At 65.5% G+C, this 15313-nt stretch carries 14 protein-coding genes; 6 read left to right on the top strand and 8 right to left on the bottom strand.

From position 1 onward, the window contains the following. Window positions 1–347 precede the first annotated feature (347 nt). Genes DAD99_RS12335 through DAD99_RS12325 form a run of 3 tightly spaced genes read right to left on the bottom strand, consistent with a single transcriptional unit; the run spans window position 348 to window position 3019 of the window. Complete coding sequence (locus DAD99_RS12335) at window positions 348–1226, bottom strand: metal ABC transporter permease (protein ID WP_185261507.1); 879 nt, start codon at window positions 1224–1226, stop codon at window positions 348–350. A gap of 3 nt (window positions 1227–1229) precedes the next feature. Next, window positions 1230–2024: a metal ABC transporter ATP-binding protein gene (locus DAD99_RS12330; protein WP_193341779.1), complete on the bottom strand. Its 795-nt coding sequence runs from the start codon at window positions 2022–2024 to the stop codon at window positions 1230–1232. Then, complete coding sequence (locus DAD99_RS12325; protein ID WP_193341778.1) at window positions 2021–3019, bottom strand: metal ABC transporter substrate-binding protein; 999 nt, start codon at window positions 3017–3019, stop codon at window positions 2021–2023. Before DAD99_RS12325 ends, DAD99_RS12330 begins: the two co-directional genes overlap by 4 nt. A gap of 73 nt (window positions 3020–3092) precedes the next feature. Here DAD99_RS12325 and DAD99_RS12320 point away from each other — a divergent pair, with 73 nt between their 5' ends. The 4 genes from DAD99_RS12320 to DAD99_RS12305 all read left to right on the top strand — a co-directional run bounded on the left by DAD99_RS12320 (window position 3093) and on the right by DAD99_RS12305 (window position 7144). Then, window positions 3093–3854 (top strand): CPBP family intramembrane glutamic endopeptidase, encoded by a 762-nt coding sequence (locus tag DAD99_RS12320; RefSeq protein WP_193341777.1) that lies wholly within the window; start codon window positions 3093–3095, stop codon window positions 3852–3854. A 100-nt stretch (window positions 3855–3954) separates the two neighbouring features. Beyond that, window positions 3955–4920: a 1,4-dihydroxy-2-naphthoyl-CoA synthase gene (locus DAD99_RS12315; RefSeq protein WP_193341776.1), complete on the top strand. Its 966-nt coding sequence runs from the start codon at window positions 3955–3957 to the stop codon at window positions 4918–4920. A gap of 73 nt (window positions 4921–4993) precedes the next feature. Beyond that, complete coding sequence (locus DAD99_RS12310) at window positions 4994–6184, top strand: AMP-binding protein (RefSeq protein WP_193341775.1); 1191 nt, start codon at window positions 4994–4996, stop codon at window positions 6182–6184. Between the two features lie 78 nt (window positions 6185–6262). Beyond that, the gene (locus DAD99_RS12305) at window positions 6263–7144 is read left to right on the top strand and encodes a 1,4-dihydroxy-2-naphthoate polyprenyltransferase (RefSeq protein ID WP_193341774.1); all 882 of its coding nucleotides are present in this window, start codon (window positions 6263–6265) and stop codon (window positions 7142–7144) included. A 17-nt stretch (window positions 7145–7161) separates the two neighbouring features. Here DAD99_RS12305 and DAD99_RS12300 read toward each other — a convergent pair whose 3' ends face one another. Further along, window positions 7162–7488 carry a DUF4229 domain-containing protein gene (locus DAD99_RS12300; RefSeq protein ID WP_193341773.1) on the bottom strand — a complete coding sequence of 109 codons (327 nt, stop codon included), beginning with the start codon at window positions 7486–7488 and terminating at the stop codon, window positions 7162–7164. A 60-nt stretch (window positions 7489–7548) separates the two neighbouring features. Here DAD99_RS12300 and DAD99_RS12295 point away from each other — a divergent pair, with 60 nt between their 5' ends. Together DAD99_RS12295 and DAD99_RS12290 are read left to right on the top strand one after the other, a co-directional pair. Then, on the top strand, window positions 7549–7938 hold the full coding sequence (locus DAD99_RS12295) for a PLD nuclease N-terminal domain-containing protein (RefSeq protein WP_193341772.1): 390 nt from the start codon (window positions 7549–7551) through the stop codon (window positions 7936–7938). 7 nt (window positions 7939–7945) lie between these two features. Then, entirely contained in the window at window positions 7946–8536 is a 591-nt protein-coding gene (locus tag DAD99_RS12290; protein WP_227007967.1) for a hypothetical protein, read from the top strand. Between the two features lie 11 nt (window positions 8537–8547). Here DAD99_RS12290 and DAD99_RS12285 read toward each other — a convergent pair whose 3' ends face one another. The 4 genes from DAD99_RS12285 to DAD99_RS12270 all read right to left on the bottom strand — a co-directional run bounded on the left by DAD99_RS12285 (window position 8548) and on the right by DAD99_RS12270 (window position 15312). Next, window positions 8548–10035 carry a dynamin family protein gene (locus DAD99_RS12285; RefSeq protein ID WP_193341771.1) on the bottom strand — a complete coding sequence of 496 codons (1488 nt, stop codon included), beginning with the start codon at window positions 10033–10035 and terminating at the stop codon, window positions 8548–8550. After that, the gene (locus tag DAD99_RS12280; RefSeq protein WP_193341781.1) at window positions 10032–11951 is read right to left on the bottom strand and encodes a dynamin family protein; all 1920 of its coding nucleotides are present in this window, start codon (window positions 11949–11951) and stop codon (window positions 10032–10034) included. Before DAD99_RS12280 ends, DAD99_RS12285 begins: the two co-directional genes overlap by 4 nt. Before the next feature lie 144 nt (window positions 11952–12095). Continuing rightward, window positions 12096–13085 (bottom strand): IniB N-terminal domain-containing protein, encoded by a 990-nt coding sequence (locus DAD99_RS12275; protein WP_193341770.1) that lies wholly within the window; start codon window positions 13083–13085, stop codon window positions 12096–12098. A gap of 106 nt (window positions 13086–13191) precedes the next feature. Further along, entirely contained in the window at window positions 13192–15312 is a 2121-nt protein-coding gene (locus DAD99_RS12270; protein ID WP_193341769.1) for a LuxR C-terminal-related transcriptional regulator, read from the bottom strand. Window position 15313: the final 1 nt, after the last annotated feature.

Genomic DNA, 15313 nt, shown 5'->3' with positions numbered 1-15313 from the left:
CCCATCTGGATCATTCCCCGCTCCGCCAGGTTCAACACCCGGCCGCCCGGGCCCTCCGCCGAAGGCGCCGGATCCGAAAGGCCCCCAACAGCGCCCATGTTCATGGTCATCATCTGGCCAGACTGGGCCCACCACCTCCGCCCGGTCCCATGTCGGGTTCCGACACGCCGGGCGGCAGCGAGAATCGACATCCCGCCACACACCATGTCAACGAACACGGTGCGGGTATTCGGAGGAAATGACTTGACCATGAAACGCTCCATCAATCAGAGCGTTGCTACGACCATATGACTTTGCCCCCTCGGGATGGGCCGGAAGTGACCCCGCGTTGCTGTGGAGTCCTGGGTCTACGCGACCAGGACCGCGGCGGCTTTCCTGCGGCGGGCCTTCGCCAGCCGGGTGCCGATCAGTCCCTGCCGGGGGCTGAACAGATAGACGGCGGCGAACACCACACCCTGGGTAAGCACCACCATGGCGCCCGAAGCCGTGTCCAGGTAATAGCTGAAATAAATGCCCCCAATGGAGCAGACGGCTGAAATTACCGGGGCGATGACCAGCATCCGGTTAAAGCGGTCCGTAAGCAGGTAGGCGGTGGCGCCGGGGATGATGAGCATGGCCACCACCAGCACAACACCCACCGTCTGCAGTGCAACCACCGACGTCAGTGCCAGCAGCCCCATGAGTAGCGCCCCCAGCCGTTTCGGTGAGAGCCCGATCGCGTGGGCGTGGGTGGGATCGAACGCGTAGAGCGTCAGGTCGCGGCGTTTCAGGATCAGGATAACGAAGGCGACGACGCCGAGCACCAGCACCTGGATCAGGTCCGGGATGCTGACACCCAGGAGGTTGCCGAAGATGATGTGGTTCAGGTCCGTCTGGCTGGGCGTGACGGAAATGAGCACCAGGCCCAGGGCAAACAGCGAGCTGAACACAATGCCGATCGCGGCGTCTTCCTTGACGCGGCTCGTGTTGCGGACGACGCCGATCAGGGTCACCGCGATCAGCGCGAACACCAGCGCACCGAGCGCAAACGGGGCGCCCACGATGTAGGCCAGCACAACGCCGGGCAGCACGGCGTGGGAGACGGCGTCGCCCATCAGGGACCAGCCGATCAGCACCAGCCAGCAGCTGAGGACTGCGCAGACGACGGCCGCGAGCGCGGTGGTGATGATGGCGCGGACCATAAAGTCGTAGCTGAGCGGTTCAAGCAGGATGTCGAGGAATTCCATGGGTCAGCCCCTGCTCTCGGTGGTGGCCGGATGGACGACGGCGGCGGGGTGGGCAGGTTCCGGGAGGTCGCGGTTCAGCACGTCCAGGCCGAACGCCATGGCCAGGTTTTCCGGCTGCAGCACCTGCTCAGGGGCGCCATGCATCAGGACCCGACGCATGAGGAGCACGGCTTCGTCGCAGAGTCCGGGGAGCGCGTGCAGGTCGTGGGTGGAGATCAGGATGGTGCAGCCGTCGGAGGCGAGCTCGCGCAGCAGCCGGGTGATGGTGGCCTCGGAGCGCTTGTCCACGCCGGCGAACGGCTCGTCCAGGAGCATCATGGTGGCGCCCTGGGCGATGCCGCGGGCCACAAAAGCACGCTTCTTCTGCCCGCCGGACAGTTGCCCGATCTGCCGCTCCGCGTATTCGCCCAGTTCCACGCGGTCCAGCGCCTGGTCGACGGCGGAACGGTCGGCTTTGGAGGGGCGCCGGGTGAAGCCCTGGTGCCCGTAGCGTCCCATCATCACAACATCGCGGACGGACAGCGGGAACTGCCAGTCCACATCCTCACTCTGCGGCACGTAGCCGATCCCGCCCTCCTTGCGCGCCTTGGCAGGTGACCGTCCGCCGATCAGTACGCGGCCGGCGTCGGGCTTGATCATTCCCATGATCACCTTGAAGAGGGTGGACTTCCCGGACCCGTTCATGCCTATCAGGCCGCAGATCCGGGCGGCGTCCACGGTGACGGAGGCGGAATCGAGCGCCAGGACCTCGCCGTAGTGGACGGTGACGTTTTCAACGAGGATGGCCGGGGTGCTCATGATTTCGCTCCTGGGGAGGCGGTGGACGTGCCGGCCAGCGCCTTGGTGATGAGCTCGGCGTCGTGCCTGATCAGGTCCAGGTAGGTGGGTACGGGACCGTCAGCTTCGGACAGCGAATCCACGTAAAGTGTGCCGCCGAACTTGGCTCCGGTGGCGCCCACCACCTGCTGCATGGGGGCATCGGACACCGTGGATTCACAGAAAACGGCCGGGACCTGGTTGGCCTTGACGTACTCGATGGCGCGGGTGATCTGCTGCGGCGTGGCCTGCTGTTCGGCGTTGACCGCCCAGATGTAGACCTCTTTGAGCCCTGCGTCGCGGGCAAGGTAGGAGAAGGCGCCTTCGCAGGTCACCAGGGCACGCTGGCTCTCCGGGAGGCCGGCGAGGCTTGCTTTCATCTCGTCCTGCACGCCCTGCAGTTTGGCCTTGTAGGCGTCACCGTTGGCCTTGAATACTGCAGCGTTCTCAGGATCAAGCTCACCGAAAGCCTTCACCATGTTGTCCACGTAGATCTGTACGTTTACCGGCGACATCCACGCATGCGGGTTCGGCTTGCCCTGGTAGGAGTCCTCGCCGATGGACACGACCTCCACACCGTCACTGACCACCACGTGCGGCACATCCAGGCCCTCCACGAACTGCCCGAACCAGGCCTCGAGGTTCAGCCCGTTGTCCAGGATGAGGTCCGCCTTCGCTGCCTTGCGGATGTCGCCGGGGGTGGGTTCGTAGCCATGGATCTCCGCACCCGCCTTGGTGATGGACTCAACGGTGAGCTTGTCCCCCGCAACGTTCCGGGCGACGTCGGCCAGTACCGTGAATGTGGTCAGGACCACGGGCTTGTCACTGTCACTCGTGCCAGACGCATTACCCCCGCAGGCGGTCAGGGAGAGGGACAACAGCACGACGGCGGCGGCGCCGGCAGCGCGGAACTTCGCCGCTCGCAGGGCGAGGGTTCGGGCGGCTACTTTGGCGCGCCGAAACAAAAAGTTAGGCATGCCGAATATTCTACGGGATGCTGTTCTGGCCCCGCAATGTGACGCCAACCCTCCCCAGCCTTAGGCTGAAGACATGGCCACCACACACCGGAAACCACCCGCGCCGCAGCCCGACCTGTACCGGTTTTCCAGCCTTGATCTCACCACCGTCGGCCTCTACGTGGCCGTGGCCGGACTCTTCGCCGTCGCCGGGGAACTGCTGGCCCCGTTCATCCGCCAGCTTGCCCCCAGTCCGGCCGCGGCCTCGTATGCCGTGAACCTCATCTTTTATGGCTCCATCGGGATCCTGGCCCTGGCCGCCGCCCGTCGGGTGGTAGCCCGGGACCTGCGCGTTCTGGCCACCCGTCCGTGGTTCACCGTGCTGATGGTGCCCGCCGCGATGGTGGCCATGATGATCCTCACGGCCGTTTTGGTAGCGGCCGGCGGCGGAGTGGAGACGTCGGCAAACCAGGCCGGGCTGCAGGCACTGATGCAGCAGGTGCCCGCCTGGCTGATGGTGCCTGTCCTGGTGGTGGTGGGCCCGTTTGTGGAGGAGTACATCTTCAGGCACCTGCTGATCGGCAAGCTCAGCCGCCGGCTCAACATCTGGCTCTGCTGCGCCCTGTCTGTGGTCCTCTTTGCCGGCATCCACATCGCGGGCCAGGAAGCCATCACCCTCAGTGCATTGCTCCCCTATCTGGCCATGGGCGCCACGCTGGTCTTTGTCTACGTATGGACCGGGAAGAACGTGATGTTCTCCTACTTTGTGCACGCGGCCAAGAACCTGCTGGCGGTCATCTTCATCTATGCCATCCCGCCCGAACTCTTTGAGCAGCTACAGCAGGTCCAGCCCTAACCCAACCAACGCGGGGTCAGATCACGCCCATTAAACGCTCCTGGAGGGGCGTTAAGTGACCCCGCGTTGCTTCAGCTGAGCCGATTACTAGACTTGTCCGGTGAGCAACCAACTTCCCGCCAAGGTGTCCGATGTCTTTGACCCCACCCGCTGGCGCACCGTGTCCGGCTTCGATGACTTCCAGGACATGACGTACCACCGGCAGGTTGAGCGTGTTTCGACGGGCTCAACAACCGGAACGGAAACCAGGGACCTGCCCACCGTCCGGATCGCCTTCAACCGCCCGGAAGTCCGCAACGCCTTCCGCCCCGGCACCGTGGACGAGCTCTACCGCGCGATGGACCACGCCCGCATGACCCCTGACGTCGCCACGGTCCTGCTCACCGGCAACGGCCCCTCCCCCAAGGACGGCGGCCACAGCTTCTGCTCCGGCGGGGACCAGCGCATCCGCGGCCGCGACGGGTACCGCTATGCCGACGGCGAGACCCAGGAAACCATCGACCCCGCCCGCGCCGGACGGCTCCACATCCTCGAGGTCCAGCGGCTCATGCGGACCATGCCCAAGGTGGTCATCGCCGTCGTGAACGGCTGGGCTGCCGGCGGCGGGCACTCCCTGCACGTGGTCTCGGACCTCACCATCGCCTCCCGCCAGTACGGCAAGTTCAAGCAGACGGACGCCACCGTGGGAAGTTTCGACGCCGGGTACGGCTCGGCGCTGCTGGCCCGCCAGATCGGCCAGAAGTCCGCCCGTGAGATCTTCTTCCTGGCCCGCGAGTACTCCGCGGACGACATGGTCCGCATGGGCGCCGTGAACGAGGCCGTGGACCACGAGCGCCTCGAAGAGGTGGCCCTGGAATATGCCGCGGACATCGCCCGGCAGTCACCGCAGGCCATCCGTATGCTGAAATTCGCCTTCAACCTTGCCGACGACGGCCTGGCCGGCCAGCAGGTCTTCGCCGGCGAAGCCACCCGCCTGGCCTACATGACGGACGAGGCGGTGGAAGGAAAGGAAGCCTTCCTGGAGAAACGCGACCCGGACTGGTCCCGCTTCCCGCACTACTTCTAGGCACCACGTCTAGGCACAAACTTCCAAGCCGGCCGGCCCCAGGCCACGGCTGACTTCAAAGGCAGGACGGCACATGAATCTCGGAACCCAGACCATCGGTCCCACGGACATCGACCCGGTGCTCAAAGCCCTGGCCGCCGCCCTCCACGGTGAGGGACCCGCCGTCGAACTTTCCATGGGCCCCGACGGCGAACTGGTGGTGGGACACACCGAGACGCCCGGCTGCGATGACGCCGTGGCGGTGGTCCGCACGTCCGGCTCGACGGGCGCGCCGAAGGCCACCATCCTGACCGTCGAGGCGCTGGCGGCCTCATCCATGGCCACCGCCCTGGCGCTGAAGGGCGAGGGCCAGTGGCTCCTGGCGCTGCCGGTGCAGTACGTGGCAGGCGTGCAGGTCCTGGTGCGGTCACTGTTCGCCGGCACCCGGCCCTGGGTCATGGACATGTCCGGCGGCTTCACCCCCGAGGCCTTCACGGCCGGCGCCCTGGAGCTGACCGACAAGTTCCGCTTCACCTCGCTGGTGCCCACTCAGCTCCAACGCCTCCTGGACTCGCCATCGCCGGAGACCCTGGCCGTCCTGCGCCGCTTCAACGGCATCCTGCTGGGCGGCGCACCGGCGTCGGCCGGGCTGCTGGACGCAGCCCGCGAGGCCGGCGTCAGGGTGGTCACCACGTACGGGTCCGCGGAAACCTGCGGCGGCTGCGTGTACGACGGCGTGCCGCTGGAAGGCGTCCAGGTCCGGGTGGCCGAGGACGGCCGCATCCTGCTCGGCGGCGACACAGTGGCCGCCGGGTACGTGGATGCGCCCGAAGCGACGGACACGTTCTTCGAGGAGGACGGCGTCCGCTGGTACCGCACCAATGACCTCGGCACGCTGGACGCGGACGGCCGGCTCACCGTGCTGGGCCGCGCCGACGATGTCATCATCACCGGCGGGGTCAAGGTCTCCGCCGCGCATGTGCAGGAAGAGCTGGAAAAGTCCGACGGCGTCGCGGCGGCTTTTGTGGCGGGCGTCCCGTCCACGGAATGGGGCCAGGCCGTGGCCGCCTTTGTTGCGCTCGACCGCAGTGGCTCCGGCGCCGGTGCCACGGGCACCCCTAGCGGGGATCACGCCGTCGTACTCAAAGAGGAATGGCACCGGCGGCTGGGCCTCCTGGCACCGAAAACCGTGCTGGCCGGCCCCGAGCTGCTGATGCTTCCCAACGGCAAGCCGGACCGCCTGGCGATGATCGACCGGCTCAACGCGCTGCATCAGGGAAAGTAGAGTAGAGCTGCACCGGCGGCCCGTTCGCGGCCGCCACCACCGTTTCACCGTTCTCCCGACCCAACAGAGGTACTGACCGTGGCCACAGCCGCACAATGGATCCAAGGCGCCCGCCTCCGCACTTTGCCGGCCGCCATCGCCCCGGTACTGATCGGCACCGCCGCGGCCTACGAGCTGGATTCGTTCCGCCCCGTTAATGCCGTGCTGGCCGCCCTGGTGGCGCTGCTGCTGCAGATCGGCGTGAACTACGCCAATGATTATTCGGACGGAATCCGCGGCACCGACGAGGACAGGGTGGGGCCGCTGCGGCTGGTCGGATCCGGGACGGCCCGCCCGGAGCACGTCAAATATGCGGCCTTCGGAACGTTCGCGCTGGCCATGATGTTGGGCCTGGTCCTGGTAATCATCACCCAGAGCTGGTGGCTGATCCTGGTGGGTATCGGCTGCGTCATGGCCGCCTGGGGCTATACCGGCGGCAAGAACCCCTATGGCTACTTGGGCCTGGGCGACGTTTTTGTGTTTGTCTTCTTCGGCCTGGTGGCAACCCTCGGTACCACCTACACCCAGGCCGGCCAGGTCAGTCTGCCTTCCGTGGTCGGTGCGATCGGCACCGGCCTGATCGCCTCTGCCCTGCTGATGGCCAACAACGTCCGCGACATCCCCACCGACATCCAGGCAGGCAAAAAGACCCTGGCCGTGCGCCTGGGTGACAAGCACGCCCGCGAAAGCTACGTGCTGATGCTGGCCGTGGCCATCCTCCTGGTGGTCATCCTGGCTCCCGGACGGCCGTGGATGCTGATTGTGCTGCTGCTCATCCCGGCCTGCCTGATGCCCGCCTGGCTGATGATCAACGGCCGCAAGCGCAAGAGCCTCATCCCCGTGCTGCAGCAGACCGGCCTGATCAACCTGGGCTACAGCCTGCTGTTCTCACTGGGACTGGTGCTCAGCCACGGATTCTAAGCCGACTCCAGGCCGGGCTAGGCCTCGGGGGCCTTCGTTTCGGAGGCCTTCGGCCCGCTGTTCCGGATGGTGATGTCCGGGTTGGCGTCCAGGAGGCTGTCCTCGGCTTCGGCGTCGGCCACCTCGCTTTCACTGCGCAGCGGCTTGGCCTTGCCGGAGAGCCGGCCGTGAATGGCCGCGGCGGCGGCGTCGCGCTGTTTCTGGAAGAAAAGGTAGCTGACCGCAAACGCGATCAGCGCTGCGCAGATGACTGACAGCACCGCCCCCAGCTTCAGGAACATAAAGAGCACAAAGAGCGGCGCAAACAGCGCCAGCCGGATCAGGGAGTATTTGAGAAAAGCCACGTTTCAAGTTTAGCCGCCCTGCCTGAACGCCCCCCGCCTGCGGACGATAGACTTAATGGCATGCTCTTCCGTGTGGTTCTCGCCGTTGCCGTTCTCGTCATCTTTGTGTATGGCCTGGTGGATGTGATCCGCACTGACGGCCGCCTCACCCGCGGGATCTCCAAGCCTGCCTGGATCGTGGTGATGATCGTCCTTCCGGTGCTCGGCGCCATCCTGTGGCTGCTGATCGGCCGTCCGCGCGACTCCGCACCGGTCCGCCAACCACGCAGCCACCCCACCGCGCCGGATGATGATCCCGATTTCCTCCGCAATTTGGAAATGCGCCGCCGCAACCAGGCCGAGGCTGCCCGCCTCAAGAAGCTCAAGGATGATCTTGAGGCCAAGGCCAAGGCCGACGGCGATGCCAGCACGGGAGACGCGGACACCCACGATACCGGCGACATAAAGTAACAAAACAATGGCCCAGCATCCTGACGGAGATTCCCAACGGCCTGCTGCACCCGACAGGGCTGCCACACCTCCTCCGCCGCGGCCCGGGCTGTCCTACGCCGCTCCTGCGCCCATTGTGGTTGTTCCGCCGACACCGCGGAGCGTCCGCCTGGCGCGGTCAGCCTGGCTGCTCAGCTTCGTCGCCGGCCTCGCCGTTCTCATCGGCTCCTTCCTCACCCGCACCCCCCACCTGGAACGCCTCCGCACAGTAGTGGAGGAAATGGCCCCAGGCGGTGATGCCAACGCGGTGACCACGTCGGCAGCCATAGTTTTCTGGGGCAGCCTCAGCGGGTTGCTTCTTGTGACCCTGCTTCAGGCGGCCATGCTGGCGGTTGTCTCTGCGCGCCACGGCTGGGCCCGCTGGCTGATGATTCTCCTGCTGGCCGGCCAGATCCTGGTCATGGCAGTGGCTTCCGCATTCCTGGTGCCGGAGGGCGACGCAGGCCGTAACGTCGTTCTCCTGTGGGGATCCCAACTGCTCCTGGCCTTCGTCGGCCTCGTGGCACTGTTTATGCCGCCGGCCGGCAGGTGGCTCAAAGCGAAACGGAATGGGCCGTAACAGCACAGCCGTCAGGCGCCCTGCCGCTGGAGGGCGGCGAACTCCGCCAGAACCCCCTCGCAGCTGCGCACCACTATGCGGCATGCATCCAGCCCTGAACGGTCCATCAAGGGGCTCTCGGCCACCAGCCGCCAACGGTGAAGGACCTGTCTGGCCACTCCCATGATCTCCTCCGGCGATACTTCCGGCTCCATTCCCAACCGAAGGTGCGCCGCCGTGCCAGCACCGCCGATGAGCCTCTCTGCTTCCTCCGCCAGATTTTCGTTCAGACCTGTTCCTGCGGTACGCAGCGTGGCCAGCAGGCGCAGTTCGCGGAACTCATGGGCGTTGACCTGGAGCCGTTCCAGGGCCGCTGCGAGGTGCCCGGAGCCTTCCCGCGGTGTAGTTCGGAGCAGGGTTTCCACGCCGACCAAGGCGGTGCGGGCCTTCAGGGCGTCGGCGCGGGCGTGGAACTGGCCGGTCACCATGGCCAATAACGGGTCCAGCCCGCTGCGTCGGGCAAGCTCATGCGCCAGCGGCGTCGGGTCCGTGAATCCGGCCCTGATCAGGACCACTCCCAGCCGGATCCCGAACAGCCCGAAACGCTCCAGCAGCGATGCCCGCGCGTCGGCACCAAGGCCTTCCGGGACACTGGCCCGCAGGAACCTGTCCGCGGAGAGCAGCAGCCGTTCCCGGTCCGACCTGTCCATGGCGGCGAGAAGGGCCAGCGACTCGTAGTCTGACTGGCGCATGCTCCGGGCGCTTTGGGCCAGCAGACCGGCCACCGGGACCACCCCCAATGCCAGCTTTCGCAGGCTGGGGTCCCGGCGGTACCGCTCTGCGATCTCCCCCGCGGAAATCAGGGAATCAATCCGACCCGCGCCGATCTCGTCGGCCCTGGACAACACGGCCAAGGCGTTAACGGTCCCCGACCGTCCTGTCTCGGTGTCCCTGAACGACTCCAGGAACCGGATATCGGAGGCGTGCATGTGGCGCATGAGGTAGAGGACAGCATCGGCCTCTGACGGCGCGTCGGCCGGTGTGAGGAAACTGACGGACCTGGCGGAGACGCCCTCGGACAGCGAGGCAATTCCCGGGGTATCGATAAGCGTGACCTCCCGCAGGCTCTCCGCCGGCCATTCCACTACCAGCCGTTCCACGTCATCCGGCCGGTCCTGGCCAAGAACGAAAACCAGCCGCCCGTTCTCCCGCTTGAGCGGCAGCGTGCGAGGTTCACCGGCCACCGGATGGAGAGTGATCCGCGGCGTGTGGTTGTAGCGGTACCAGGTGACGATCCGAGTGCATTCACCGGTGTCGGTCGGAGCGATCTCTTCGCCGATGATGGCGTTGAGCAGGGTTGATTTTCCCGCCTTCACCATGCCCGCAACGGCGATCCGGAGGGGTTCGGCCAGCCTAACGGCGTAGCTTTCCAGGGCCGCCGCAGCCGCAGGATCATCATGGTAGACGGCCAGGGCATCCTCGATCAGGTCCGACACCCCCGCGATCGTTGATTCCCTCATTCGGCCGCCGCCACGGGTGGGCGACGGGGCGTGGAACCGGCACCGTGCGCAGGAGTGGCACCCGGTTCCGTGACCGCCGCACTCTCAGCGGCCTGTCGGAGGGTGTCCACGCGATTGAGCCCTGCCTTGATATCCCGGATGCGCATCTCTTTTTCGAGGTTGTATGTGGTGGCTGCCTTTTGCGCGGCCGCCACGGAATCCGAGAGTGACCGGTGGTGCTCTTCGGCAATTTCGGTGAAGTGGTCACGGGTGGATCGCTGGACCAGCCGGAGCCGGTCCTTAAGTTGCTTCCCAACTTGGAACACCACATCGTCCACCTGTCGGCGGACCAGTGCCTTGGCCTCCGCCTGCCGGCGCTTGAGCCTGCCTTCCTTGTCCTCCCGGTAGGCTTTACGCCCCAGGAGGAGGCCGGCACCGACGGACAGTGGATTGATCAGGGCCATACCGAAGATGCCTGTCAACAGGCCGAACATCAGCACGCCGCCGTAAGAACCCCGCATGCCGATGAGGACTTTTTGCATCGGGTTGATCCGCCCGTCATCCAGGCCGGGCATGTCGTCCACCGGGTCCAGGGCGTCCCCTGTGTCGGATACACGAAGGACCGGAAGAGCCACCTCATCCTCGGAGAAGTGTTCAGCCACCAGGGCTGCCAGCCATACGGCCCGCTCGCTGGTCCACACAAACGTGTCGGAAATCGCGGCCGCAGTGCACTCTTCGAGCCATGCCGTGAACGCAGTCCACGTAGGGCCTGGATCCCCCTGGTCTATGGCCGTCTCGGCGTCTCGTTGGATCCGCCGCAGGCGGTCCCGCAGGTCGTACTCCATGTCTGCAATCAGATCGCCGATGCCGTCGTTGAGTGTGATCTGCCAGCGGGCAGAACGTTTGCGGAGATCGTCGGCTTCCAGCTTCGCCGATTCAAGGCCTGCGATCATCGCGGGCGTCCCCTCAGGGTCCTCCAGCGCAGCCAATTCCGACTGCAGGGAAAGCCGAAGATTGTCCGTGACGGAGAGCAGATCCTGGCTCACCGAGCGCCGCTGGATCCGTTGGGACTTACCCACGATTTCATTCCGAAGATGGACGATCAGGTCAGGGAAGCCCGATTCGTTGTTTAGTTCCCCGTCCTGGAGCCGCATGGCTTCCAGCCGAAGATCCGAGGACACGGGGATCAGCGGGATCTCTGGCGAGACCTGGGAGAGGTGTCCGCGGTCCAGTTCAGCCACCCGGCGCCATTCCGCATACAGGTCCGTCTTAGACAGGACTCCCACCACGCTCGGGGTGATCCGCATGGCCTGGCGCAGGAACCTGATCTCCGGCTCGGTGTATTCCTGGGAGGCATCCGAAACGAGCAGCATGGCGTCGGCCGTTGGCAACGCCGTCAGGGTGGAAAGTGTATGGGTGGACCCCAGACCGCCGACGCCTGGCGAATCAACAAGGGTCAGGCCACCGGCCAGGACTTTCCGGGGCAGGAACACTTCCGCGGCCACCAATTTCTTGGCGTTGCCTGGATTACCGCGTTCGGAAACGTAGGCGGCCAGGTCAGCGATGTTGATGGGCTGGCGGTCGAGTTCCGCTTCTTCGCCGGGCTCAGCGCCTGCGCGAGGCAATAGGACAGATGCCGACGCCGGCTCACCGTGCCGGACGATGGTTGGCACCGACGTGGCAATGTCGTCGTCGACGGGGCAGACCGGTGCGTTGAGCAGGGCGTTGATGAGCTTGCTTTTGCCTTGCTTGAATTCGCCCACCACAATTACTCGGATGCTGGGATCCTTCAGCCGCCGCAGGGTCTGGTCCAGACGCTTCCGCAAATCCGCGCGGTCTCCCTCGCTGACGATTTCGATGCCCTGTTCCACCAGTTTGACCAGTTGCACCGAGGTCGCCGACGCTGACGATCCCGCCGGTTCTGAGGAGTCTGCCATCGTTGCCAGAAGCCCCGGTCGCTGCGTTTGAACCACTGCCGGTTCCTTTGGTCAGGTCCCGTAACGGGACGTTGCTTTGGGCCGGGAAACGCCCGGCAGGAGATTGGACTCCCGCCGGGCACTGCCTCGATACCCGGGGCTTGATTAGAGGGTGATGTCGTCACCTGCCTCGAGATGCGTATTACCGACGTCCTCGACCTCAATGTTGGTGTAAGTGGAGCTGTCCTCGATGTTGCCGGAGCCCGAGTTGTCTTGGAACGAGTCCTCGATTTCCACGTCCACGTTGGTGTAGGTGGAGTTGTCGGAGTTGTCGGTGAGTTCAACAGAGTTGTCGGAGTTGTCGGTGAGTTCAACAGAGTTGTCGGAGTTGTCCGTCAGCACAACGGAGTTGTCGTTGAAGGAATCCTCGATGTTCGTGTCGGTTTGTTCAGAGTTGTCGACACGGTTGTCCGAGTTGTCGTTGAAGGAATCCTCGATGTCGACGTCAAGGTCGGTGTTGAAAGAATCCTCTATGTCCGTATGGGTGTTGCCGACGCTGGCGTCACGGCCGGCGTTGACCGAGCTGTCCGTCGAGCTGTCGTTCGAATTGTCCGTGTTGTAGGAGTCCTGAATGTTGTTGGAGTCCCTCATGTCGACGTCATCGCCGGCAGCCACCGCACGGTCACCGGAGGCGACAACAGCATGATTGTCGAACCACTGCGTGACGTCGCCGTTGGCCCAGATGTTCTGGTTGACGGACTGGTCAGTGATGGTGTCCCGATCATCCACCGTTGAGGTGTACGAGTAGTTGTTTACCACATTCTGCAACTGCTGGACAGCGTGGGCGTGGTCATCGTGGCCATGGCCGGCCGGAGGCGGGGTGACCGCAACAGCGCCGCCGCTGCCAGCGCCACCCCCGCCGGTTGCGGCGCCGTTGCCGCCGGTGCTGTAGGACCGGTCGAAAGACCCATGGACCGTAATGGGCGCGTAGTCCAGGACAACCGGCAATGCTGCGTCAACATCCGCGGAGCAAACGCCTCCAAGGCCGGCGCTTTCCAGGGCCCGCTCGGGATCGTCCAGGAATTTCTGTGCCGCCTGCTGATTTCCGAAAAGGCTCATCAGGAACAGGACGAGGTCGTTTGCAAGTGTAGGCATGTGGTGGTCCTCAAATCTTCTCTGAGTTGTGGGTGGCCCAGCGACATTGCTGGGTTTGAGTCAAACGTACGGTTCGGTCCTCGGAGCGGCATCGGGTCGGTTCCCTCTACCGGCGGGCGCCCTGCTGGGGGTCCGCCGACCGTCCTGTTAGGGGTACTAGGGGATCACTCCCTTTGGGGTTTTCGGATCCCAGGGCAAGCCGCAGCCGGACCAGCAGATCGGAGCGGTTTTCAGCGCCCAGGCGACGGCGCATCCGGGCAATATGATGCTCAGCGGTCCTCGGAGAAATGTAGATCGCTTCCCCGATTTCCCGGTATGTTTTTCCTTCCAACACCAGCCTCGCCACGTCTTTTTCCCGTTCACTCAGCATCGAGCCGTCCGGCTGGGCGCTGCTGTTGCCCTGGTCCGCGGCAGCCGCGCTGGTTGCTTCGGATTGCCTGGCCGTGTTCGCTCCGGCTGCGCTCCCTTGCGGATGAAGGTCCCGGGCGCAGGACAGCAGGCGCACCATGTCCTTGCGCTCACTTGCGCGGGCGGCGGCGTGGCCAGCGAGCCGTGCACCTTCCCAGGGCATCCCGACGGCGTTGAGTCCACGGGCGGCCGCCTCAACGTCCGCTGCCCGGACCTTACCGGCAAGGACCGACACCCAAACTTTGCCGGCCGCTGCCAGTACGGACGCGAGGTGGCTGTGGTCCGCCGCCCGTGCCAGCGCCGCTGCATGGGGGGCCAGGTCGGCCGGACTGTCACTCAGCAATGCTGCCTGCACTGCGGCCCAATGCATGGGCACGGCCCATAACGGCGGCTCCCCAAGGTCCTGCAGAAGCTTCCACGCCCCGTCAAGGTACAGCGAGATCCGCCGCGTCTCCCGCAGCCGGGCGGCCGTGATCATCAGCTCCCCCCACGGCAGGAGGCTGTAAAGGTCAACCGATGTGTGCAGCATGGCTTCCCGTGCCCGTTCCCACGCCAGGAGCAGGTCGTGAACTTCGCCGCTGCGGCGTGCCAGGCCGACTTCCAACGCGGCACAAAGGAATTCGTCACGGGGAACCAACGGCCAGTGGTTGGCCTTGCAGGCCTCGTTGATGGCCAGCCGCGCATCGTCCGGGTTGTCCTGCTGCATTGCGCACCATGCTTGGATCAGGAACAGACGTGGCTTCGCGGCGTCGCCACCCTGGACGGCAGTTGTGGCCGCCCGCACGATGGTTTCCGCCAGATAGGGCTCGCCGCTGTGCAATGCCACCAACGCAGCCAGGGCACCGGGAGTGTCCGGCACCGGGACTGCCGCCCCTGACGCGTTCATCATGTCGGATGCGTGGATCAGGATCGGAAGGACCTGATGTGGATCCATCGCCAGCGACGCAAGGATGCCCTGGCCCGTTTGTGCCTGGGCGACGGCCAGGAGAGTTGGCGATTCCGGAACGGAGCCGGCCGGAAACATCGTTTCGGCCCCGGCCCGATTGCCGCAGCCGATCATGGCCACGGCGGCGGATGGCGCAGACGGCCCTACCCGTTCCGGACCCAGCCAGGTGTAAACGTCCGCGCAGCGGGCCAGCAACCCCCGCTGCGCCCATACGGCGGCCGCAACATCCACGCCGAGACGGAGGTCCGGCGGGTCAGCGCACACGAGCAGCACATCGACGATCCGTCCGGCGGAATCCAGATCGCCCGTGGCCGAAGCAGCCAGGGCCCGGCGGGACGCGGTGCCCAGCTCATCGGCACCCGCCAGCAGGGCCTCCTCATACAACTGGGCGGCCAGGCCCGGATCACGTTCCAGTGCCCTGTCCCCTGCTTTTTCGAGTTCCGCCGCCACGCGATGGTCAGCAAGCCCGCTGCGTGCCAGTTCACGGGCAAGGTCGCCCAATGGAAGACCATCCTCAACGAAGCACCCCACCAGTTCGCGCTGGAGCGCATGGATGCGGGGCGTCGACGTGGTGTTCAGGAGCGCATGCCGGGCGGTGCCCGCCACGGCTCCGTCGGACTGGAGAAACCCTGATAATTCCGCCCGTGCCACCAGGGAGTCGAGGCCGTCCGCGCCATCACCGGCCACCTTGCGCAGGAGTTCCCGCGGCAAGGGCCCGGGAATGGTGAAGCCCACCGACAGGGCCAGCAGGAGTTCGCGGACAGCGGCATTCGCACCGCGAAGCTGCTGGGCGACGAGCTGAGGGCCTCCGGTTGCGGACGGCTCCGGTTCTGCCACGGCATGGGGCGTGACGTGCGGCTGCCCGGTCACCATG

The sequence above is a fragment of the Pseudarthrobacter sp. AB1 genome, assembly GCF_014926485.1.
Taxonomy (GTDB): Bacteria; Actinomycetota; Actinomycetes; order Actinomycetales; family Micrococcaceae; genus Arthrobacter.
This window is presented reverse-complemented; position numbering and strand designations above follow the sequence as displayed.